This is a genomic window from Cupriavidus sp. 8B (assembly GCF_054589115.1).
Genome location: NZ_BAAILO010000211.1, coordinates 76,037 through 98,527 on the forward strand (window position 1 = coordinate 76,037; position 22,491 = coordinate 98,527).

18 protein-coding genes are annotated in these 22,491 nt (G+C 62.7%); 13 read left to right on the forward strand and 5 right to left on the reverse strand.

The window, feature by feature from the left end:
* The first annotated feature begins 134 nt into the window (after window positions 1-134).
* Entirely contained in the window at window positions 135-2,114 is a 1,980-nt protein-coding gene (locus ACYP5B_RS21340; RefSeq protein WP_400102661.1) for a monovalent cation:proton antiporter-2 (CPA2) family protein, read from the forward strand.
* A gap of 36 nt (window positions 2,115-2,150) precedes the next feature.
* On the opposite strand, the gene ACYP5B_RS21345 is transcribed toward ACYP5B_RS21340, so the two are convergent.
* Window positions 2,151-2,534, reverse strand: a complete 384-nt coding sequence (locus ACYP5B_RS21345) for a ribbon-helix-helix domain-containing protein (protein WP_267605424.1) — start codon at window positions 2,532-2,534, stop codon at window positions 2,151-2,153.
* A 68-nt stretch (window positions 2,535-2,602) separates the two neighbouring features.
* A complete protein-coding gene (locus ACYP5B_RS21350; protein WP_043343454.1) occupies window positions 2,603-3,181 on the reverse strand; it encodes a DJ-1/PfpI family protein in 579 nt (192 codons plus the stop codon).
* A 161-nt stretch (window positions 3,182-3,342) separates the two neighbouring features.
* On the opposite strand from ACYP5B_RS21350, the gene ACYP5B_RS21355 reads away from it, so the two are divergent.
* Entirely contained in the window at window positions 3,343-3,915 is a 573-nt protein-coding gene (locus ACYP5B_RS21355; protein ID WP_267605425.1) for an adenine phosphoribosyltransferase, read from the forward strand.
* 353 nt (window positions 3,916-4,268) lie between these two features.
* A complete protein-coding gene (locus ACYP5B_RS21360) occupies window positions 4,269-5,954 on the forward strand; it encodes a Na/Pi cotransporter family protein (protein ID WP_400096236.1) in 1,686 nt (561 codons plus the stop codon).
* Window positions 5,955-5,982: 28 nt separating this feature from the next.
* On the opposite strand, the gene ACYP5B_RS21365 is transcribed toward ACYP5B_RS21360, so the two are convergent.
* From ACYP5B_RS21365 to uvrA, 3 genes are all read right to left on the reverse strand, one after another.
* Entirely contained in the window at window positions 5,983-6,468 is a 486-nt protein-coding gene (locus ACYP5B_RS21365) for an adenosine-specific kinase (RefSeq protein WP_267606580.1), read from the reverse strand.
* A 112-nt stretch (window positions 6,469-6,580) separates the two neighbouring features.
* Entirely contained in the window at window positions 6,581-6,934 is a 354-nt protein-coding gene (locus ACYP5B_RS21370) for a hypothetical protein (protein WP_459570991.1), read from the reverse strand.
* Between the two features lie 6 nt (window positions 6,935-6,940).
* A complete protein-coding gene (gene uvrA, locus ACYP5B_RS21375; RefSeq protein WP_400096237.1) occupies window positions 6,941-9,805 on the reverse strand; it encodes an excinuclease ABC subunit UvrA in 2,865 nt (954 codons plus the stop codon).
* Window positions 9,806-10,188: 383 nt separating this feature from the next.
* On the opposite strand from uvrA, the gene ACYP5B_RS21380 reads away from it, so the two are divergent.
* From ACYP5B_RS21380 to ACYP5B_RS21425, 10 genes are all read left to right on the forward strand, one after another.
* A complete protein-coding gene (locus ACYP5B_RS21380) occupies window positions 10,189-11,445 on the forward strand; it encodes an MFS transporter (RefSeq protein WP_400096238.1) in 1,257 nt (418 codons plus the stop codon).
* A 190-nt stretch (window positions 11,446-11,635) separates the two neighbouring features.
* Entirely contained in the window at window positions 11,636-12,196 is a 561-nt protein-coding gene (locus tag ACYP5B_RS21385) for a single-stranded DNA-binding protein (protein WP_318231578.1), read from the forward strand.
* Window positions 12,197-12,485: 289 nt separating this feature from the next.
* The gene (locus tag ACYP5B_RS21390) at window positions 12,486-13,595 is read left to right on the forward strand and encodes a tyrosine-type recombinase/integrase (protein WP_459571026.1); all 1,110 of its coding nucleotides are present in this window, start codon (window positions 12,486-12,488) and stop codon (window positions 13,593-13,595) included.
* Window positions 13,567-15,114: a site-specific integrase gene (locus tag ACYP5B_RS21395; protein ID WP_459570992.1), complete on the forward strand. Its 1,548-nt coding sequence runs from the start codon at window positions 13,567-13,569 to the stop codon at window positions 15,112-15,114. The genes ACYP5B_RS21390 and ACYP5B_RS21395 overlap by 29 nt, the downstream gene beginning before the upstream one ends.
* Before the next feature lie 89 nt (window positions 15,115-15,203).
* Complete coding sequence (locus tag ACYP5B_RS21400; protein ID WP_459570993.1) at window positions 15,204-17,120, forward strand: integrase; 1,917 nt, start codon at window positions 15,204-15,206, stop codon at window positions 17,118-17,120.
* Window positions 17,117-17,551 carry a hypothetical protein gene (locus ACYP5B_RS21405; protein ID WP_459570994.1) on the forward strand — a complete coding sequence of 145 codons (435 nt, stop codon included), beginning with the start codon at window positions 17,117-17,119 and terminating at the stop codon, window positions 17,549-17,551. The genes ACYP5B_RS21400 and ACYP5B_RS21405 overlap by 4 nt, the downstream gene beginning before the upstream one ends.
* A complete protein-coding gene (locus ACYP5B_RS21410; RefSeq protein ID WP_459570995.1) occupies window positions 17,551-17,988 on the forward strand; it encodes a VPA1267 family protein in 438 nt (145 codons plus the stop codon). The genes ACYP5B_RS21405 and ACYP5B_RS21410 overlap by 1 nt, the downstream gene beginning before the upstream one ends.
* Window positions 17,985-20,354 (forward strand): AAA family ATPase, encoded by a 2,370-nt coding sequence (locus ACYP5B_RS21415; RefSeq protein WP_459570996.1) that lies wholly within the window; start codon window positions 17,985-17,987, stop codon window positions 20,352-20,354. The genes ACYP5B_RS21410 and ACYP5B_RS21415 overlap by 4 nt, the downstream gene beginning before the upstream one ends.
* A 28-nt stretch (window positions 20,355-20,382) precedes the next feature.
* Window positions 20,383-20,778, forward strand: coding sequence for a hypothetical protein (locus ACYP5B_RS21420; protein WP_459570997.1), 396 nt, complete (start codon window positions 20,383-20,385; stop codon window positions 20,776-20,778).
* An 84-nt stretch (window positions 20,779-20,862) separates the two neighbouring features.
* Window positions 20,863-22,413: a methyl-accepting chemotaxis protein gene (locus tag ACYP5B_RS21425; RefSeq protein WP_459571027.1), complete on the forward strand. Its 1,551-nt coding sequence runs from the start codon at window positions 20,863-20,865 to the stop codon at window positions 22,411-22,413.
* Window positions 22,414-22,491 lie beyond the last annotated feature (78 nt).

Sequence of the window (22,491 nt, forward strand, 5' to 3'; positions counted from 1 at the left end):
ACGAATGCGATGGCGCTTGGGCTGTTCCTGGGATCGGGCGGCCGGAGAGGCCATCGCGCTTGCCGTAATCCACCGGCAGGGTCGCCCGCACCGGGCCGGCCCGGTGCCCGGGGCGGCGTACCCTGACCCTGTCGATGCACTCTCCGCTGGACCTTACCCTAGTCCTGCTGGCCGCCGCCGTGTTCGGCGTGGTCGCCTTTCGCATGCTGCAGTTGCCGCCCATGCTGGGGTACCTGGTCGTCGGCATCCTGATCGGGCCGCATGCGCTCGGGCTGGCCCGCGATACCGCGCAGACCAAGTACCTGGCCGAGTTCGGCGTGGTCTTTTTGATGTTTTCGATCGGCCTGGAGTTCAGCCTGGGCAAGCTCAAGGCGATGAAGCGGCAGGTGTTCGGGCTGGGCGGCTCGCAGGTGGTGCTGTCGCTGCTGGCGGTGATCCCGGCGAGCTGGGCATTCAACTGGCTGTTTCCGCTGTCCTGGCAGGCCTCTGTGGCGCTGGGCGGGGCGTTGGCCATGTCGTCCACCGCCATCGTGTCCAAGATGCTGTCGGAGCGCCTGGAGCTGGAAAGCGAGCACGGGCGCAATATCATCAGCATCCTGCTGTTCCAGGACCTGGCCGTGGTGCCGCTGCTGATCGTGATCCCGGCGCTCTCGCGCGATCCTGGCGACCTGATGATGGCGCTGGGCCTGGCCACGGTGAAGATCGTGGTGGCCCTGAGCCTGATCTTCTTCGTCGGCCAGCGCTTCATGAGCCGCTGGTTCCACATCGTGGCGGCGCGCCGCTCGCAGGAGCTGTTCATGCTCAACCTGCTGCTGGTCACGCTGGGCATGGCCGCGCTGACCGAGCGGCTTGGCCTGTCGATGGCGCTGGGCGCCTTCATGGCCGGCATGCTGATCTCCGAGACGCCTTATCGCCATCAGGTGGAGGAGGACATCAAGCCCTTCCGCGACGTGCTGCTTGGGCTGTTCTTCGTCACCATCGGCATGCTGCTCAATATCCATGTGGTGCTCGACCACCTGTGGCTGGTGCTGGCGCTGCTGGCGGTGCCCATTGTCTTCAAGCTGGTCCTGATCTCCGGCCTGGCGCGCCTGTTCGGCTCGCGCCCGGGGGTGGCGATCCGTACCGGCCTGGGCCTGGCGCAGGCCGGCGAGTTCGGCTTCGTGCTGCTTAACCAGATCGACGGCCTGAACCTGGTCGATCCCGTGCTGATCCAGGTCATCCTAGCCTCGATGCTGTTGTCGATGCTGGCGGCGCCGTTCCTGATCCAGTACAGCGACGCCATCGTGTTGCGCTTTACCGCCAATGAGTGGCTGATGCAGTCGCTCAACATGACGCGCATCGCGGCGCAGAGCCTGCAAACCGAGAAGCACGCCATCATCTGCGGGTTTGGCCGCAGCGGCCAGAACCTGGCGCAAATGCTGGAGCGCGAGGGCATCACCTACGTGGCGCTGGACCTCGACCCGGACCGCGTGCGCGAAGCCGCCGGCGCGGGCGACACGGTGGTGTACGGCGATGCCGGCCGGCGCGAAGCGCTGATCGCGGCGGGCCTGCATCGCGCGGCTGCCTTGATCATCACCTACAACAACACGCCCTCGGCCCTCAAGGTGCTGCACCATGTGCAGGAACTGGAGCCGGCGCTGCCCGTGATCGTGCGCACCATGGACGATTCGGAACTCGACATCCTGCAAAAGGCCGGCGCGACCGAGGTGGTGCCGGAGAGCATCGAGGGCAGCCTGATGCTGGCCTCGCACGCGCTGGTGCTGCTGGGCGTGCCGATGCGGCGCGTGGTGCGCGGCGTGCAGGAGGCGCGCGACGCGCGCTACAGCCTGTTACGCGGCTATTTCCACGGCCGCGACGACGAGGAAGACATGGTGGAGCGCGAGTCCGTGCGGCTGCACTCCATCTCGCTCGGCCCGGAGGCCACGTCGGTGGGGCGGCGCCTGGGCGCGCTGGGGCTGGATCGTATCGGGGTGGAAGTGACGGCGGTGCGCCGGCGCGGCATCCGTGCGTTCGATCCGGAACCCGATACGGTGCTGGAGCCTGGCGATATCGTGGTGTTGCGCGGCCAGCCAGAGGCGCTGGAAGCGGCCGAGGCGCGCATGCTGGCCGGCTGAGGCTGCGCTATGCGCTCAGCGGCCGCAAGTTCAGGTTCATGCCGCCGCGCGGCTGCCGACGTGCGCCTCTTCCGCCCACGATGGCGGCAGGCCTTCTAGCACGGAGCGCGCGTCGAGCGAGCCGATCGGGACGCGCGGGTCGGCGGGAATGCGGCCTTCGCCTTGCAGCATCAGGTAGCGCAGGCAGCACACGCGCAGGAAGGACGTGAAGTTTGCCGCCTCGCCCCGGTATGCCACCAGTTCGTCGTGCAGCCGGGTGATGAGCTGGCCCACGCTCATGCCGTCGCGGCGCGCCAGCGTTTCGAGCACTTCCCAGAACAGGCTTTCCAGCCGGATGCTGGTGGCCACGCCATGCAGCCGGAGCGAGCGCGACTGGCCCTGGTACGACTGCGGGGTGGCCCGGATGAAGATTTCACACATAGAAGAACTCCCGTGCGGAACGGCCCGCGATAGCCCTCGACAGGCTCGCGGGCCGCGTTCGGTAGCCTCTAATGTACGATCTTGGTGCCCAGGACGGCAAGGAACTGCGCCAGCCATGCCGGGTGCGCGGGCCAGGCCGGTGCGCTCACCAGGTTGCCGTCGGTGTAGGCCTGGTCGACCGGGATGTCGGCATATTTGCCGCCCGCCAGGCGTACTTCGGGCGCGCACGCCGGATAGGCCGAGCAGGTCCGGCCTTCCAGCACGCCGGCCGCGGCCAGCAGCTGGGCGCCGTGGCACACCGCTGCGATCGGCTTGTTGGTGCTGGCAAAGTGCCGCACGATCTCCAGCACCCGCTCGTTCAGGCGCAGGTATTCGGGCGCGCGCCCGCCCGGGATGACCAGCCCGTCGTAGGCTGCCGGGTCCACATCGGCAAAGCTCGCGTTCAGCGCGAAGTTGTGGCCGCGTTTTTCGCTATAGGTCTGGTCGCCTTCGAAATCATGGATGGCGGTGGGGCAGCTGGCGCCGGCCGCCTTGTCCGGACACACCGCATGGACCGTGTGGCCTACCATCTGGAGTGCCTGGAAAGGCACCATGGTTTCATAATCTTCGGCGTAGTCGCCGACCAGCATCAAGATCTTTTTTGCCATCGCTGTCTCCTGTATGGTTACGGGTGTCCCGGGGGAGCCGCGCCGCAAAGCGTGCAATCCGCCCAGGCGTTGCCCATTGTGTTGCCGATTGCGGCAGCCCGGGTGGTAACCCATTACCGCATCCAGCCTGCCGATATGGCGGGCGGTCCGAACGAGTCCCCATGCCCAACACCACGATCCAGTCGTCCGCCCTTGGCGACGTTACCCACTACCTGCGCGAACGCATCCGCACCGTGCCGGACTGGCCTCAGCCCGGCGTGATGTTCCGCGACATCACGCCGTTGTTGCAGGATCCCAAGTCCCTGCGCGTGCTGATTGACGTCTTTGTGCACCGCTACATGGACGCCAAGCTCGACGTGGTGGCCGGCATCGACGCGCGCGGCTTTATCCTGGGCGCCATCGTGGCGTACGAGCTGAACCTGGGCTTCGTGCCGATCCGCAAGAAAGGCAAGCTGCCCTTCGAGACCGTGGCCGAGGAATATGAGCTGGAGTACGGCAGCGCCACGGTGGAAATCCACGCCGATGCCTGCAAGCCGGGTGACCGCGTGCTGCTGGTGGACGACCTCATCGCCACCGGCGGCACCATGATGGCCGGCCGCAAGCTGCTCGAGCGCCTGGGTGCCACCGTGGTGGAGGGCGCCGCCATCGTCGACCTGCCCGAACTGGGTGGCTCGCGCCACCTGCTGGACAGCGGCCTGCCGCTGTTCACGGTTTGCCGCTTTGACGGGCATTGACGCCTGGCCACGGATCATTGACCGGCGCGCGCATCGATCGCCGCGGCGCGCGTCTGTGTGAGACGCCGTTGCAGGGCTACATTGTTTCTGGCAATGATGCAACAAAATGCCAATAAATGTAATAATATGCCAATCAAGACGCGCCCGGCATTGGCCGCCCCGGGCACGCCCGCGGTAGTTGCGTCCAACGGCGTGCGCGGCATTACGCCTTGGACTTGCGGCCATTCCGGCCGCTTGCCTATGGCGTTGTCCCCACATGCGCGGCGGCGCATAATGCCCCATTGACAACGATACGATGGCCGGGCGAAGTCTTGCGTGATGCAATGGAGGCACCGGTCACATAAGGGCGCACCATGGGCGTACTACTTCATTTGCTTTCCGGCGTGGCGCTGCTGGTGTGGGGCACCAACATCGTCAAGGTCGGCATCCTGCGCGTGTATGGCGCCAACCTGCGCCACGTGCTCTCCTCCAGCATCTCCAACCGCTTCACGGCCTTTGCCGCCGGCCTCGGCGTGACCGGCCTGGTCCAGAGCAGCAACGCGACCGCCGTCATCGTCAGTTCCTTCGTCGGCCAGGGCCTGATTGCCGTGGCCCCGGCGCTGGCCATCATGCTGGGCGCCAACGTCGGCACCGCCATCATGGTGCAGGTGTTCTCGCTGGACCTGTCGTGGCTGTCGCCGCTGCTGATCTTCGTCGGCGTGATCCTGCATCTGTCCTGGAAGGGCAACAAGCCTGGCCACGTGGGCCGCGTGCTGATCGGCCTGGGGCTGATCACGCTGGCGCTTGAGCTGATCTCCATTGCCACCCGCCCCGTGGTGGAAGCGGCCGGCGTCAAGGTGCTGTTCGGCACGCTCACCGGAGACCCCACGCTGGACATGCTGATCGGCGCCTTCCTGACCATCCTGTGCTATTCCAGCCTGGCGGTGGTGCTGTTCTGCGGCGCGCTGGCCTCGGCCGGCGTAGTGTCGCTGCATGTGGCGATGGCGCTGGTGCTGGGCGCTAACCTGGGCTCCGGCATCTCCGCGTTGCTGACCACCTCGGGCAACAACCAGCCCGGCAAGCGCGTCACGCTGGGCAACCTGCTCTCGCGCCTGCTCGGCTGCGTGATTGCGCTGCCCTTGCTGGGGCAGGCCGAACGCCTGCTGGCGCTGGTCGATGCCGATCCGCAGCGGCTGGTCGTGAATTTCCACCTGCTGTTCAACGTGGCGCTGGCGGTGCTGCTGCTGGGCGCCACGGGCCCGCTGGCGCGCCTGTGCGAGGCGGTGCTGCCCGGGCGCAATACCGGCGATAGCCAGGTCACCCCCCGCCACCTCGATCCCGCCGCGCTGCCCACGCCGACGCTGGCGCTGTCCAATGCCGCGCGCGAGGTGCTGCGCATCGGCGACCGCATCGAGCAGATGCTGGACAACATGCTGCGCGTGCTGCGCACCAACGATGCCAAGCTCGCCACCGCCACCTGCCGCATCGACGACGAGGTGGACGATCTCTACACCGCGATCAAGCTCTACCTGACCCGGATCAGCCTGGAGGCGCTGGATGAGCGCGACGGCCGGCGCTGGACCGAGATCATCTCGCTCACCATCAACCTCGAGCATGCCGGCGACATCATCGAGCGCATCCTGCAGGACGCGCGCGAAAAGAAGATTGCCCACAACCTGGCCTTCTCGGAGGCGGGCATGCAGGAGATCTCGCAGATGCATGCGCGCGTGGTGGCCAACCTGCGGCTCGGGCTGTCGGTGTTCCTCTCCGGCGACCTGAAAAGCGCGCAGCAACTGATGGCGGAGAAGGCGACCTTCCGCGAGATGGAGCGCCAGTACGCGCGCACCCACCTGCAACGCATCGCCGTGCAGACCGCCGAGAGCATCGAGACCAGTTCGCTGCACCTCGACGTGATCAGCGATCTCAAGCGCCTGAACTCGCTGTTCTGCGCCACCGCCTACCCGGTGCTGGAAGACGCCGGCGTGCTTAACCGCAGCCGCATGAAGGAAGACGACGGCGAGCCCCCCGTGCGGGCGGTGCCGTCGCCGCAAGCGCACTGAGGGCGGGGCTGCCGCTCCACGGAGCCGGCTACAGCTTGTAGCCGATCTCCCGCAGCAAGGTCCGCCGCGAGGCAATGTCCGCCTCGGTTTCCAGCCCGAGCGGCGACGCGCCATCCACCACGCCAAGCACCGCGCGCCCCTGCGCGGTCTGCGCCACCACCACCTCGGTCGGGTTTGCCGTGGCGCAATAGATCCTGCATACCTCCGGCACCGCGCGCACGGTCGCGAGCACATTGACCGGATAAAAGCCGTCGCCAAGGAACAGCAGGAAACTGTGGCCCGCGCCGATCGCCAGCGCGTTCTGGCACGCCAGGTCGATCATTGCCTCGTCGGTGCCGGACCAGCGCACCAGGCGCTTGCCCGAGGCCTCGCAGAATGCCAGTCCAAAGCGGATGCCCGGCACCGCGCCCGCCAGTGCCTCGTGGATGTCGTCCACGGTCTTGATGAAATGGGATTGCCCGAAGATGAAATTGGTCGCCTCAGGCTTGGCGATCTGCACTACGGTGAGCTCCATGGCCGTGCTCCTGCTCTGGCCGGTGCCAGCCCCGGAAAGGGCTTCGACAGGCGCGGCCTTTCGCAGTCTATGGTAGGCCGGGCAAGGTCGAATGCAAGGCGGCCGCGTGCGCCTACTTCGAGGAAGGCGGGCGGCGTCTGCGGCGTGCGCGCTGCAGCATCACGGCGATGGCCACGAGCACGGCCGCGCCGCCCAGCGTCAGCGCCAGATTGCCGGAGACCGCGCCGCTTGCCGTGCCTGGCACCTGGGCCTTGCTGGCAGCGCTGGCGGCGCTGGCATCCTGGGCGGCTTGCGCGGGCGGGGCGGACGCCGCTGTCGCGGCAGGTTCATCGAGCGCTCGCGCCGCCGGCGCTGCCAGGTCGATGGGCGTGACCGTGGCCTGCGCCGCGGCGGGACCGGCAGCGGCGCTGCCGAGCAGCAGCGCGCATTGCCAGGCGCACAGGATGAGGAGGGATTGCGCGCGCACTGCGTTTCAGCGACGCTCTAGCAGCGGCGCCAGGTACTTGCCGGTGAAGCTCGCGCGGCTCGCCGCCACCGTTTCCGGCGTGCCCTTGGCGATCACCTGGCCGCCGCCCGCGCCGCCTTCCGGGCCCATGTCGAGCAGCCAGTCCGCGGTCTTGATCACGTCCAGGTTGTGCTCGATGATGACCACGGTGTTGCCCTGGTCGCGCAGCTTGTGGATGACCTTGAGCAGCAGCTCGATATCGTGGAAGTGCAGGCCCGTGGTGGGCTCGTCCAGGATGTAGAGCGTGCGGCCGGTGTCGCGCTTGGACAGCTCCAGCGACAGCTTGACGCGCTGCGCCTCGCCGCCCGAGAGCGTGGTGGCGGACTGGCCCAGCCGGATGTAGCCCAGGCCCACGTCGAGCAGCGTCTTGAGCTTGCGCCGCACGACAGGCACCGCCAGGAAGAACTCGTGCGCGTGCTCCACCGTCATGTCGAGCACTTCGTGGATGTTCTTGCCCTTGTAGAGCACTTCCAGCGTTTCGCGGTTGTAGCGCTTGCCGTGGCAGACATCGCAAGGCACGTACACATCAGGCAGGAAGTGCATCTCGACCTTGATCACGCCATCGCCCTGGCAGGCCTCGCAGCGCCCGCCCTTGACGTTGAACGAGAAGCGGCCCGGATCGTAGCCACGCTCCTTGGCCGAGGGCACGCCCGCGAACAGCTCGCGGATTGGCGTGAACAGGCCGGTGTACGTAGCGGGGTTCGAGCGCGGCGTACGGCCGATCGGGCTCTGGTCGACGTTGATGACTTTGTCGAAATGCTCCAGCCCGTCGATGCGGTCGTGCGCCGCGGGCTCCGCCGTGGAGCCATACAGGTGGCGCGCCACCGCGTGGTAGAGCGTGTCGTTGATCAGCGTCGACTTGCCCGAGCCGGACACGCCGGTCACGCAGGTGAGCAGGCCCACCGGGATCTCGGCGCTGACGTTGCGCAGGTTGTTGCCGGTGGCATTGATGATGCGCAGCAGCTTTTCCTCGTCGGGCGCGGCGCGCTCCTTGGGCACCTCGATGCGGCGCGCGCCGGACATGTACTGCCCGGTGAGCGAGTTGGGCGACTGCTCGATCTGCAGCGGCGTGCCTTCGGCCACGATCATGCCGCCGTGCACGCCGGCGCCGGGGCCGATGTCGACCACGTAGTCGCAGGCGCGGATCATGTCTTCGTCGTGCTCCACCACCAGCACGGAGTTGCCGATGTCGCGCAGGTGCTTGAGCGTGCCGATCAGGCGGTCGTTGTCGCGCTGGTGCAGGCCGATGGAAGGTTCGTCGAGCACATACATCACGCCCGTCAGGCCGGAGCCGATCTGCGACGCCAGCCGGATGCGCTGCGCCTCGCCGCCCGACAGCGTGTCGGCGCTGCGTTCCAGCGACAGGTAATCCAGCCCCACGTTGTTGAGGAAGTTCAGGCGCGCGCTGATTTCCTTGACGATCTTGTCGGCAATCTCGCGCTTGGCGCCGTGCATGTCCAGCGTGAGGAAATACGTCAGCGCGTCGCGCAGCGGCCAGCCGTTGATCTCGTAGATGGCGCGCGCCTGGTCGTTCTCGCCCAGCTTGACGTGGCGCGCCTCGGTGCGCAGGCGGGTGCCGTGGCAGGCGGGGCAGGGCTGGTTGTTCTGGTACTTGGCCAGTTCCTCGCGCACCGCGATCGAATCGGTCTCGCGATAGCGCCGCTCCAGGTTGGGGATGATGCCCTCGAAGGCATGCTCGCGCACCGTGGTGCGGCCGCGCTCGTTCATATAGGTGAACGGGATCTCCACCTCGCCGGAGCCGTGCAGCACGACTTCCTGCACCTCGGCCGGCAGGTCCTCGAAAGCCGTCTCGAGCTCGAAGTCGTAGTAGGCTGCCAGGCTCTGCAGCATCTGGAAGTAGAACTGGTTGCGGCGGTCCCAGCCCTTGATGGCCCCCGAGGCCAGCGACAGGTTGGGGAAGGCCACCACCCGCTTGGGATCGAAGAAGGTGATCTGGCCCAGGCCGTCGCAGGTCGGGCAGGCGCCCATCGGGTTGTTGAACGAGAACAGGCGCGGCTCGAGTTCCTGCAGCGAGTACGAGCAGATCGGGCAGGCGAACTTCGAGCTGAATACATGCTCCTGGCTGGTGTCGATCTCCAGCGCGATGGCGCGGCCATCGGCCAGGCGCAGCGCGGTCTCGAACGATTCCGCCAGCCGCTGCTTGATATCGGGGCGCACCTTGACGCGATCCACCACCACCTCGATGGAGTGTTTCTCGGTCTTCTTCAGCTTGGGCAGCGCGTCCACCTCGTAGACCACCGCCGGCGCCTCATGTGTGGTGCCGCCCCCCGAACGCACGCGAAAGCGCACGAAGCCCTGCGCCTGCATGGTGTCGAACAGGTCGGAATGCTCGCCCTTGCGGTTGGCCACCACCGGCGCCAGGATCATCAGCTTGGTGTCTTCGGGCAGCGCCAGCGCGGCGTCGACCATCTGCGAGACGCTTTGCGCCTGCAAGGGCAGGTTGTGGTCGGGGCAGTAAGGCGTGCCGGCGCGGGCGTACAGCAGCCGCAGGTAGTCGTGGATCTCGGTGACCGTACCCACGGTCGAGCGCGGGTTGTGGCTGGTTGCCTTCTGTTCGATGGCGATCGCCGGCGAAAGCCCCTCGATCAGGTCGACGTCGGGCTTCTCCATCAGTTGCAGGAACTGGCGCGCGTAGGCCGACAGCGACTCCACGTAGCGGCGCTGGCCCTCCGCGTACAGGGTGTCGAAGGCGAGCGAGGACTTGCCCGATCCGGACAGCCCGGTAATCACGATCAGCTTGTTGCGCGGCAGATCAAGATTGATGTTCTTCAGGTTGTGGGTACGGGCACCACGGATTCTAATTTCTTCCATATACCGATTGTCTTCGCCAGGCGGGGCCGCCGGTCGGGTCGACAGGCCGGGTCTCACGGAATTTCAAGAAAAAAGCATGCCAGCAGGGCTGCAGCCGGCTTCAGGCCAGCCTCGGGCCGGGCTTCGCCAGCCCGCGCCGGGGCTCGCGGCGTCCGGTCCGGACCCGAAAGCGCAGCGGAGCAAACCTGTTAATATACCGAACTTCGGTTTCCGGGGGTTGCTTGGGCCATTAGACTGCGCCCTGCAGCAACGGTGGCAGAAGCGCCGCAACTTCCGCTCCGGCCATGGATCGAAGTTGTCGCCGCCCCGTCAGCATTGGGGTGATGCGGTGCGTGCGCGGTGCACGAGCCGGCAATCCGTCATAGAAATTCCCCACGATCGCAATGTCGTCGATCCATAGCTCCTCCCAAGATGCGGCCAAGGCCGACGATTCCAAGGTTCGGCCGGCTGCCGGGCGCGACCGCATGACCAGCATGGAAGTGCGCGCCAGCATTTCGCTCGCCAGCATCTTCGCGCTGCGCATGCTGGGCCTGTTCCTGATCCTGCCCGTGTTCGCCGAATACGCGCACGGCCTGCCCGACGGGCACGATGCCCAGCGCGTGGGCCTCGCCATGGGCATCTACGGCCTGATGCAAGCCTTCCTGCACATTCCGCTCGGCTGGCTGTCCGACCGCGTCGGCCGCAAGCCGGTGATGGTGGCCGGCCTGCTGCTGTTCATCGCCGGCGGGCTGGTGGCGGCCAATTCCGACACGCTGTCCGGCATCATCATCGGCCGCTCGCTGCAAGGCATGGGCGCGATCTCCGCGGCCATCACCGCCTGCATCGCCGACCTGACCCGCGAGCAGCATCGCACCAAGGCCATGGCCATGGTGGGTGGCAGCATCGGCCTGACCTTCGCGCTGTCGCTGGTGATCGCCTCGCCGCTGCTGCACAGCATCGGCATGCCGGGGATCTTCACGCTGATGTCGGTGCTGGGCGTGATCGCCATCCTGGTGACCCTGTTCCTGGTGCCCACGCCGCCGCCGCCGCATCCCGTGCGGCTGCCGTTTCGCAGCGTGCTGCTCAACCCCGACCTGATCCGCCTGAACGTGGGCGTGCTGGCCTTGCATGCGTCGCAGGTGGCCATGTTCATGGTGGTGCCGGCCATGCTCAGCGACGCCGGCATGCCGCTGGACCAGCACTGGAAGGTCTACCTGCCGGTGGTGCTGGTGTCCTTCGTCCTGATGCTCGGCCCGATGATGGCCGCCGAGCGCTATGGCAAGGTGCGCCCCGTGCTGCTCTGCGCTGTCGGCCTGATGACCGCGGTGCAGCTGCTGTTTGCCGCCGTGCACGGCCTGTGGGGCATCGTGGGCGTGCTGCTGTTGTTCTTCGTCGCCTTCAACGTGCTGGAGGCCATGCAGCCCTCGCTGGTATCGCGCTACGCCGCCGCGGCGCGCGGAGCGGCGCTTGGCGTCTACAACACCACGCAGGCGATGGGCCTGTTCCTGGGCGGCGCGGTGGGTGGCTGGCTGCTCAAGCATGAGGGCCGCAGCGCGGTCTTCATCGGCTGTGCCGTCGTGCTCCTGCTCTGGCTTATAATCGCCTGGAACATGAAGTCGCCTCCGGCCCGGAAAAGCAGTGTCCCGGCCGTCGCTGTCTGAAGTTGGCAGCCCGCGGTGGTTGGCCCGCAAGGGTTGCCCGCATCACTTCGTATAGCTTTTTGCCGTAAATTGGCACTAGCATGACCGCGCGCCCGACTTCTTGGCCGGGGGCGCGTTATTCGTTTACGCATCAGTCAAGGCATCGCCACGCCGCTTGCAGCAGAGGGCGTGGCCCTGGGAGAACATTCACATGGCATCGATCAACAAAGTCATCCTCGTCGGCAACCTGGGCGCGGACCCGGAAACCCGCTACCTGCCCAGCGGCGACGCCGTGAGCAACATCCGCCTGGCGACCACCGATCGCTACAAGGACAAGACCAGCGGCGAGATGAAGGAAGCCACCGAGTGGCATCGCATCGCCTTCTTCGGCAAGCTGGCCGAGATCGCGGGCCAGTACCTGCGCAAGGGCTCGCAGGTCTATATCGAAGGCCGCATCCGTACCCGCAAGTGGACCGACCAGTCCGGCGTGGAAAAGTACAGCACTGAAATCGTGGCTGAGCAAATGCAGATGCTGGGCTCGCGCCAGGGCATGGGCGGCGGCGGCGGTGGTGGCGACGACATGGGCGGCGGCGGCGGTGGCTACGGTGGTGGCCGCGAAGCTTCGGGTGGTGGCGGCGGTGGCTACGGCGGCGGTGCACGCAGCGGTGGCGGCCAGGCTGCCGGTGGCCAGCAAGGTGCTGGCGGCGCGCGTCGCCAGCAGCAGGCTCCGTCGAACGGCTTTGAAGATATGGACGACGATATTCCGTTCTAAAACCTACTTTGTTGTATTTTTGTTGATAAAAGCCCGCAGGCCCCGAGTCTGCGGGCTTTTTCTTTACCCACACATTATTTTGTGGTTTAGTGGAGGCGTGCCTCAACTACTACTTGGCCAAAACGGTGGGTAAATGACGAGATTCGTTGCGAAGCGGGTCATGTTCCGGAACGGAGAGCGCCACTCTGTTCTTAGCAGGCCAGGCGCTCTGCCTGTCCACGAAGTAACCCTGTACCTTGCGGGATACCGCAAACGCGGCCGAGCTGCCAATACGATTCATGGCGTCTGCGTGGTCTTGGCGTTGCTGTATCGCGAGCTGACCGCGGCGGGCATCGACTTGCTACAGCGGTTGCGGGAGGGGCAATTCTTGACGATCCCCGAGCTCAACCGATTGGCCGATGCTGCTCAGTATTGGGCGGCCGACCTCTCGGATGAAGACGTGGACGAGCGGCGAGGCGCGAACGTCGTTGACATCAAGCGAATCCGCATGCGCCGCAAAGCGGCAGTCGAAGAGCGTAAGGCGGTCGATGTAGCGACCCAGGCCTCCCGACTCCGGTACATGGCCGACTATCTGGAGTTCCTGGTCACTTATGTGAGTGCAGCGCTGGCTACGGCCTTGCGAGAACAGCTCGTGCGCGAAAGTGCCGACGCGCTCAAAGCGTTTCGTGCTCAGGTGCCCCGAGTTCCCAAGCGAGCGAAGCTTGGTGCCAGAGAGGGGCTCTCAAAGGAGGACCAGGACCGGCTCCTCAAAGTGATTCATCCCGATTCTCCGGACAACCCGTGGACGGATGGCTTCGTCCGTCGGAGGAACTGGCTGATTGTTGTGCTCTTGCTTGCGACTGGCATGCGTCGCAGCGAACTGCTCGGCATACAGATTCGTGATCTCGACCAACGCTTGCCCAAGCTGCGCATCATTCGCCGAGCGGATGCGAAAGAAGATCCCCGTCGCGATCAACCAAACACCAAGACCAACGACAGAGAGCTAGAACTGCGGCCGGCAATTATGCGGGCCGTTTGGAGCCACATCCAAAACGACAGAAGGAAGATCAAGGCTGCACGCAAGTATCCGCAGCTCATCGTCGGGGATGAGGGTTTCCCATTGTCTGCGAAAAGCGTCGACAAGCTGTTCGTGGATCTGCGCCAGGCTTGCCCAGGCCTGCCCGTCAGTCTGACCAGCCATGTGATGCGTCACACCTGGAACGAACGCTTCTCCGAGCAGGCTGAATTGATGGGGCTAACGGAGACTGTCGAAGAGAAGGCCCGGAACGAACAACAAGGGTGGGCCGACAACTCGAAGTCCGCTGCCACCTATACCCGCCGTCACACTAGCCGAAAAGGGCGTGAGCTGTCTCTGAAACTCCAAGAACAACTTGAACAAAAAGATGACACAGACCGCTGAACTTCGCTCGTCCAGTGCTGTTGTAGTTTCATTGCCCGAGCGCGTATTCACGCGAAGCGGGAGCAGTTTCGACCCGAGGAAAGATCTTTGGGAGTGGGCTGACGGCCCGTTCAACGCACGCATTGACTTCAGTCGGTACAGCCGCGGATTCGAAGCGTTCGTTCTGTCCCTAAAGCAGGCGCTCCTCCCGTTCGTGAGGGGGCATTCATCCTCTCACGTCGTCAATCTGCAGGTGGCGTTTTACCATTTTGTAGACGCCATCCCGATATGTCCAGAGTCGCTTGGCGCTCAGCATATCTCCAACTACGTGGCCACGCTGGATACCCACGAAAGCTGGCGGGTTGGGACGCTCAACGGCCTGCTACAAAAGTGGGTTGAATTTGGTTTGCCCGGGGTCGATCCGGAATGCGCTACCTACTTGTTGGAGCGAAAAAAGCCGGGGAACAAGAAAGGCGAGGCAGTCCGGATGCGCAATCCGGTCGAAGGTCCTCTGAGCGAGGAAGAATACACCGCACTGTACTCCGCGGTGAACGCCGCCTATGGGCGCGGAGACTTACCGTTGTGGACGCTTTTGCTTACCCGGTTGCTCTTGGCGTGCGGGGGGCGCATTTCTCAATTCGCCTCGCTGAAGCTCAGCGACTTTGACAGCAGTACGCTGGTGCTCAACCTTCCACAGGCCAAAACGGGCCAGAAACATGCGCGAGTTAGCTTCCTCTCTTTCGAAATCAGCCGACAAACGGCGCAGCTCATAATCGAATACAAGGATGGCTTGCTGGCCGAGGGCTACGATGAAAATTCGGCCTTCTTCCCCGAAGACTTGGTCATGCCAAAAGGTCCGCGCAAACAGCTTCGTGGCAGCAGCGACATGTTCTACGGGCACTGCACTCCCCCCAACCTTTCGAGGTGTTTCAAGGCTCTCTTGCAGGATATCGCGCCGCCAACTTCCCGGCTCGACTTCGCGCCGACACCACTGACGCCGAAGAGATTTCGATACACCTTTGGTACTCGGCTGGCGGAGGAAGGTGCGAGCAAAGTGGTCATCGCAAATCGTATGGGGCATGTAGACCTGCAGCAGGTCGAAGTGTACGTCGCAGCTTCGCCGAAGATTGTTGAGAATATTGACAAGACTATGGGAGAGTTGCTGGCACCGCTCGCCCAGGCATTTAAGGGCAAGGTCGTACTCGACGAGCAGCACTCCACGCATCAAGGCGCGCCCGGAAGCCGAATCATTGATTTCCGGGTGTCCAAGGACCCCGTGGGTAGCTGCGCTGGCAAAGGAAAAAACTGTGCCTTCAACAAGCCAGTGGCCTGCTACGCGTGCTTCCGGTTCGAGCCGTGGCTTGACGCTCCGCACGAGAAGGTGCTTGTACGCTTGGAGGCCGACCGGGAGCGTTGGTCGGCGGACGACCGGATGGCAGCGGTGAACGATGAGCCCATCCGGGCAGTCAAGGAAGTGATCGCGCTTTGCGACCAGATTTGGCAACAGCGAACGGAACAGAACTCGGAGGCTGCAACGTGAGCGCCCCAGTCCTCAGCTTCACACCTCGAGCCGAGCTGGAGCCCTTGGCCAATCTCGAGGCATTCGTGGCCCTTTGTAAGGACTCTGACGTGCTGAACGCCAAGGCTCAGTTCGAAAAGAACGTCTGGGATATCGGCTATCTGAAGGGGCACAACAAGGTGAACCGCGCCGTCTTCAGCACCTTGGAGGCTGCCCGCGAAAATAAGCCCGAGCCGACCTTGCCACTGCCATTCCTGGACTTTGCGAAAGCGGCCCTTGTCTATCTTCATGATAAGCGTCCGGTAGAATCCCAAGGTCAGCGCATCGCTGCGCTTCGATGCCTGGAAGCTGCATTGCGCGACTCAACCAAAGGTTCGCGCCCGACGGCTGTCGATGAAATGGTGCTGGACAGCGCGGTTGAACTTGCCAAGCAGCAGGTATCGCCCTCTGTAGCCTACCGGACCGCAGGTCAGCTTGAATACATCGCCGAGTTCATGCGGTCGAAAGGGTTCATTCGTCTTCGCCAACGATGGGCTCATGGCGTCAAAAAGCCACAAGAAGGAGGATCGCGCATTTCAAAGGAGGCGTTGACCGCGCGTCAGGAGAAACTGCCTTCCGTCGCCACTCTTCGTGCGCTTGGAGCGATCTTTCATGATGCCATCGAGCCCTCCGATGTTTTAATCTCGAGCGTGACGGGTCTGATGCTTTGCGCGCCGGAACGCATCAACGAAGTACTTCGGCTTCGGCGCAACTGCCTTGTCGAGGGCGAAGGCGAATACCGTGGGAAGCTGGGGCTACGGTGGTCGGGGTCAAAGGGAGCGGAGGACACCACGAAGTGGCTCCCCACGGAAATGGTACCCATCGCACGTCGGGCGATCGCAAACCTCATAAAGGTAACGACGCCGGCACAGGAGTTGGCGGCGTGGTACACGGCGAACCCTACGAAGTTGTACCTGCACGAGGGAGCAGCGCATCTTCGTGACAAGAAGGTCCTCACGTTGGAGGAAATCGGCCTCATGCTGTGGGGAGATGAGACGGCCACCGGACCCGCCAACAGTTGGGCGAAAATAACTAACAATCTACCCAGGCAGCGGCTTGGCGGGCGCCGTGTCGGATTTCTTTTTGAGGACGTTGAGCGCGCTGTCCTTGCGATGCTTCCCGAGACGTTCTCATACGTCCCGGGCGCCCCTGAGTTACTGTGCCATGAGTCCATGGCCATCATGCGCACGAACGAAATGCATTCGGCGAAGGCAACATACCTGTGCATGTTTAGCTGCGTCTCTTACACCGTTATCACGAAGCACTACGGGGCTGAGGGGCGGCTTTCCATCTTCGAGCGGTTCAGTTACACCGAGGATGACGGCTCGCCCATCGAGCTCAACAGCCATAGCTTGCGCCATTACCTGAACATGTTGGCACAGACCGGTGGCTTGAGCAGTACCGAAATTGCCATCTTCTCCGGTCGAAAGGACGTAAAGCAGAACCGCGCCTACGACCATATGACCTCGGACGAGGTGCAGGCGCCCATTGGTCAGGCCTTGAAGGACGGGTTCACATCAGAACTGGAACCGGTGTTCGGCGGGGCGCGGAAACTGGTCACTCGCAGCGAGTTCGAAAGCCTAGGGCTGACTGCCGCACATACGACGGATTACGGATGGTGTGAGCACGACTTCGCGAGCGAGCCATGCCACTTGCATCGCGACTGCCTCAACTGCGATGAGCAAGAGTGCATAAAAGGCGAAGCGCACAAGGAAGCAAACCTCCGCTCGCTTAAGAGCGAGACTGAGCACCTATTGAAGGTAGCCCGGGAAGCCCTAAGCGACGAAGAGTATGGCGCCGATGCGTGGGTCGAACACCAGCAACTTACGCTGGATCGGGCCAATTCTCTACTGTCGATTCTGGAAGATCCGGCGGTGCCCATTGGTACGCGAATTCGTTTGGATGTGAGCAATGCCTCGCTCATCACAGAGGACAATGTTCGTCCCGTCAGATTTGTCCAGACTACACGCCAAAAGGCTATTGCATGAAAAAGGACCGGGCGCAGAACCTAACCGCTGAGCGTATTGCCGTAGTTCTTGATACTTTGGATGCATGGACAGGCAAACTCACATGGGATCTCTTGCTGGATGCAGTGAAGGAATCCACGGGTTCCCGATACTCCCGGTTCACGTTCGCCGAATACCCGGAGATTGCCAACGCCTTCTCGCTCAAGAAGGACGCATTGCGCGGTACCTTGCCGCGAGCACGTGGTGAGCCGCGAGACGAACGGCTTCGTGCCGCGCTGGCACAAGTAGAGCGCTACAAGGCGAAGGCAAAGCGGCTCGAAGCGGAGAACCAGCTCCTGACCGAGCAGTTTGTGACATGGGCGCTGAACGCCGAACGCAAAGGTGTGACAATGGACATGCTTAACGCACCGCTTCCAAAGCCGAAGCGGGACCGCTCGAAGGGAGAGGATTGATGGCGAACGGGCAGCAAATCGCTGAGGAGAACGTCCAGCGGTTCACAACATGGGCTGCGTCAAAAACAGAGGCCGACTTCCGGGACATGGTGGTCCGTGGTGTTCTATCCCGGACCGAGATCGCGGCGGAGTGCGGTTTCGCTAAGTCGGCGCTTGCGCAGAATCCACGCATCCGAGAGGCGCTCAAAAAGCTAGAGGGAGACCTCCGTGAGCGAGGAGTACTACCACGACTTGCGGCGGGAGACGACGTTGTTGCGACATCATCTCCACCCCGACCTGGTGATTCTGCCCGCTCCGCTAGGGACGCTGAGCGTCTCTCTCGCCTGGAGCAGGAAAACGCAAGCCTGAAAGCGGAGAATTCCGAGCTCAAGCGATTGCTTGCCCGCTACACAGTGCTACAGGACGCCTTGGCGGAGACAGGGAGGCTTCCCCGGTGACCGTGGCTACCGATGTGACCTTGCGCGTGACGGCGGTCCGAACGCAGAACCCCCGAGGCTTCGGAGGCGCGATCTTCACTGGCGTACCTGTAAACGCCTCAGGTTCTGTCCTGAGTGCCTGCACCTATGTCGTAGTCAAGGCAACGGCGTCGACGCTTTGCGACGCACAGGTAGAGCGGGGCCAATGGTGGACAGTGACGGGGCCCGTCACAGAGAGAAGGTCTGTCGTCGACGGTTTCGAGTTGATCGAACAGCAGGTTGAGGCGGAGAGCGCTTGCCTGGCTCGACCATCGGGCGAACATATCGTTACCTACATCGCCGAGAGCCCAGCTTTTGATGGCATTGGATCTGTCAAGGCCCGTCGATTGTGGGAGCGGTTCGGTGAGGAACTGTATGACTTGTTGGACGCTGGCGAAGCCACGGCGTTTGACGACGTGCTGACAGATGCCGCAGCCAAACGCCTGGTCGAGGCTTGGGCCGTCCAGGGGAAGTCTCGTACTCTGCAGTGGCTGCAAGCACAGGGCTTTGACGTTCGTGTTGGCAGAAAGATACTACGGTTCTTTGGCGATGAGGCGCAGCAACGCATTGAAGAAGATCCCTATCGTCTGCTTTCATTTGCGGCTGGATGGGTGGAAGTCGACCGTCTGGCGATGAATCGTTTCGGCGTGAGGGCGGAAGATCCCAGACGGCTTCGCGGGGCCGTGGAGGAGGCCTGCTATCGCACCTTCGCGAAGGGTCACACAGTGCTCCTCGAGACGGAGTTGGTGCGTCAGGTGGGGCCGTTGTTAGGGCAGGCTCCGAAGGGGATGCGATGGGCAGACTTGCTTGCCTTGGCCGTCACCGAAGGTATCGCCAACGGCAGCGTTGTACGCACAGAGCACGGTCTCCAGCCTTTCGGCGCGCTGGTGATGGAACGGCAGGTTGCCAAGACCATACAGGAACGGCTGATCGTCAGTGACCAACAGTTGATGTCACCGTTTAGCGTTGACCGACTCATTGCGGCGGGCGAGATGGAGGACGCTATTGAGCTCAACGTCGAACAGCGGAGCGCAATTCATTTGGCGGCGAAGCTTCCGTTCATATGCATTACAGGCGGCGCCGGTGTGGGGAAGACGACGGTCCTAAGATCGCTGTACCGTCTCTACGACAAAGCAGGCGTCAGAATCCTACAGGTCGCCCTTGCCGGCCGGGCCGCCAAACGCATGCAAGAGGCAACGGCTCGACCTGGCGCGACCATCGCGAGCTTCCTGAAGGCCATAAATGTTGCGACCTTCGAAGGCCCAACGGTCCTCGTCATCGATGAATCGAGCATGGTCGATATCGTCTCAATGAGCAACATTTGCCAGGCTCTACCGAGCCATGTGCGCCTGGTGTTGGTCGGCGATCCTCACCAACTTATGCCGGTAGGGCCCGGACTCGTCCTGCATTGCGTCATGCAGTTGCCTTCGATTCCCATGGTCGAATTGAAGACGGTGAAGCGCTATGGGGGTGAAATTGCTGCGGTGGCAGAAGCTGTTCGCGCCGGACAATGGCGTCCCATGTCCACCGACGATACTGCTGCGGTTGCCTTCATCCCTTGTGAGGAGGCGTCGATCGCTGATTTGATCGTGGAGTTGTACGCATTGGACACCGCCAACACCCAAGTGCTGGCCCCTTTGCGCAACGGGCATGCGGGAACTCGGGCTCTCAATCGGCTGTGCCAACAGCGGTTCACCGGCCACCAACCGGCGATTACACGTTGGAACGCTGAATTCGAGCAGACCGAGCATTGTGGGCTAAATGTCGGCGACGCCGTGCTTTGCACGCGCAACCTCTGGGACAAAGGCCTACAAAACGGATCACTCGGCCGGATCGTGGAGTTGGTGGCGCAGTCAGGTGAGACAGAAGATTCGGCCTCTATCTTGGCTTGGATCGACTGGGACGACGGCGTTCGACGCCCGCTTACTGCTGAGTTCGGTCCCGCAGATTTTTGGGAGAACCGTGCGGCAACCGCGCGAACCAATGGCCTTGCCGCCTTGACCGACGCAATACTCGGACGCTGGTTTACCCCCGAATTTGCAGCCCGTCGTCCGGATGTCATTGACTTTGCGAGATCAATGCTGGCTGGAGTCGACCCCAATGGGTACGCAGCCTGCTGTCAAGCCGCCGCTCCGTTCGATTTTGGAGACAAACTCTCCGGGATTACCCAACCCACGCTTGTCATAGCGGGCACACGCGATCTGGCAACGACAGTGGCGCAAGCCGGTGTGCTCCGCGAGGGCATTCCGCATTGCTACTATCGGGAAATGGATACGGCTCACATCGCGAATCTGGCGGAAGGCGACGCATTCGCTTTAGTTGTGCAGGAATTCCTGCGGGAACCGTGATCGCTGTCTGGAAATTGAACAGGAGAAAATGATGATTGCTAACAAGGAAGAGATTCACGCCGCGTGCATGGCGACGCTCGACAGGTTCATGGACGCGCTGAACGAACACGATGCGAGGGGCATGGATGCAACGATGCATTTCCCTCATCTTCGATTGGCTGACGGAAAGTTCAAAGTCTACGAGGCGCCTGGTCAGAATCCGATGGACCTGTTCGTCAGGCTAAGAGAACAAGATGACTGGAAATACAGCCGATGGATTCGGAGGGATCTGATTCAGTTCAACAGCTACAAGGCGCATTACGCACTCAGCTACACGAGGTACAGAAGTGACGACTCGATCATTGGAACCTACGAATCACTTTACGTGCTGACATTGCAGGATGGACGGTGGGGCATACAGGCACGATCCAGCTTCGGGCCGTGACCGAGCTCTAATATCTGGCGAGGCGCGATTCAATTCGTGCAAACCAAGCTCCGATGTGCCAGCCAAAACGAGATCATGACTGGAATTCCAAGAATAACCCTCAATCAACGGCTTTGGTTTCCCCTGAGCCTGATCTGGCTGGCCATGCTGGGAACAGCTACCTACGACGCATTCGGTACGCGTGCGGAAATGTATGCAGGACGTCAGCGCGAGATGCAAAGCGTGGCGGAAGCGTCCGTCAGTCTCGTGGCCGCAATCGAGAAGGAGGCCGCGAACGGCAATATTTCGGAGAAGCAAGCGCAGAAGCAGGCAAAGGAGCGCCTTCGCCTAATCCGATTTGGCACGGACGGCTATGTGGCAATCACCGATTTCTCCGGCAGGTCGCTCATGCATCCATTCAAGCCAGAAAATGAGGGCACGGACTTTAGTGGTCTGAAGGATCCGAGCGGCAAGCTTATCTATGTGGAAATTTCCAGGGTCGCCCGGGATCAAGGAGGCGGCTTCCTGACCTATATGTGGCCGAAGCCGGGTGCAACAGAGCCGCTGCCAAAGCTCGGCTACGTCAAGGCGTTCAAGTCGTGGCAATGGGCCATCACCACCGGCGCCTACGTGGACGACATCGAAGCGGCATTCCGGAAGAAACTTCTTCTCTCCATCCTGATGCTGCTAGCGCTTGGCGGAGCTGCCACTTTGCTGGCCGCGTGGCTATTGCGTGGTGTTCAGAAAGAGCTCGGTGGGGAGCCAGCGTATGCAGCATCAATTGCGAACAGCATTGCTGACGGCGATTTTACCCGCCGCATTGAAATTCGCCAAAATGACACCTCCAGCCTGCTTCATGCAATGAACCGCATGCAGACCAGGCTTGCCAGTACAGTGAAGCAGATTCGAGATGCCGTCAGCTCGGTGAGCACAGCATCCGCTGAAATTGCGTCCGGCAACACGGACCTCTCCTCGCGTACCGAGCAGCAGGCCGCCTCACTTGAGGAAACTGCGGCCTCGATGGAGGAGCTGACTTCCACAGTGAAGCAGAATACAGACAATGCGCGGCAGGCAAATCAATTGGCTGCGTCCGCGTCGGAAGTAGCGGGCAAGGGCGGTGACGTGGTCTCGAAGGTGGTCGAGACCATGGGATCGATCAGTGAATCTTCCCGGAAGATCGTCGACATCATCGGGGTAATCGAGGGCATTGCGTTCCAAACCAATATTCTCGCGTTGAACGCCGCGGTCGAAGCCGCTCGAGCCGGGGAACAGGGAAGGGGTTTCGCAGTAGTAGCCGGCGAGGTCCGCACGCTGGCTCAGCGGTCGGCTGCAGCAGCGAAGGAAATCAAGACACTGATCGAAAGTTCGGTAGAGAAGGTCGATGCGGGTACCGTCCTGGTCGGCCAAGCGGGTCACACAATGGCAGAGATTGTCGAGAGTGTGAAGCGAGTCACTGACATCATGGGCGAAATCACGGCCGCTACCCAAGAGCAGACCTCGGGTATTGAGCAGGTCAACCAGGCCGTTGCTCAAATCGATGATGTCACTCAACAGAACGCAGCATTGGTCGAGGAAGCCTCTGCAGCCGCGCAATCGCTACAACAGCAGGCAAACCAGCTTGCACATGCAGTCAGTGTATTCAGGGTGGATAGCTAATAGAGGCATCAAGCTCGCGCTCCTTCAATACGTATTCTCAAGCTTCGACTGCTCCCGGTATCTGTTTTGGACGTTGTG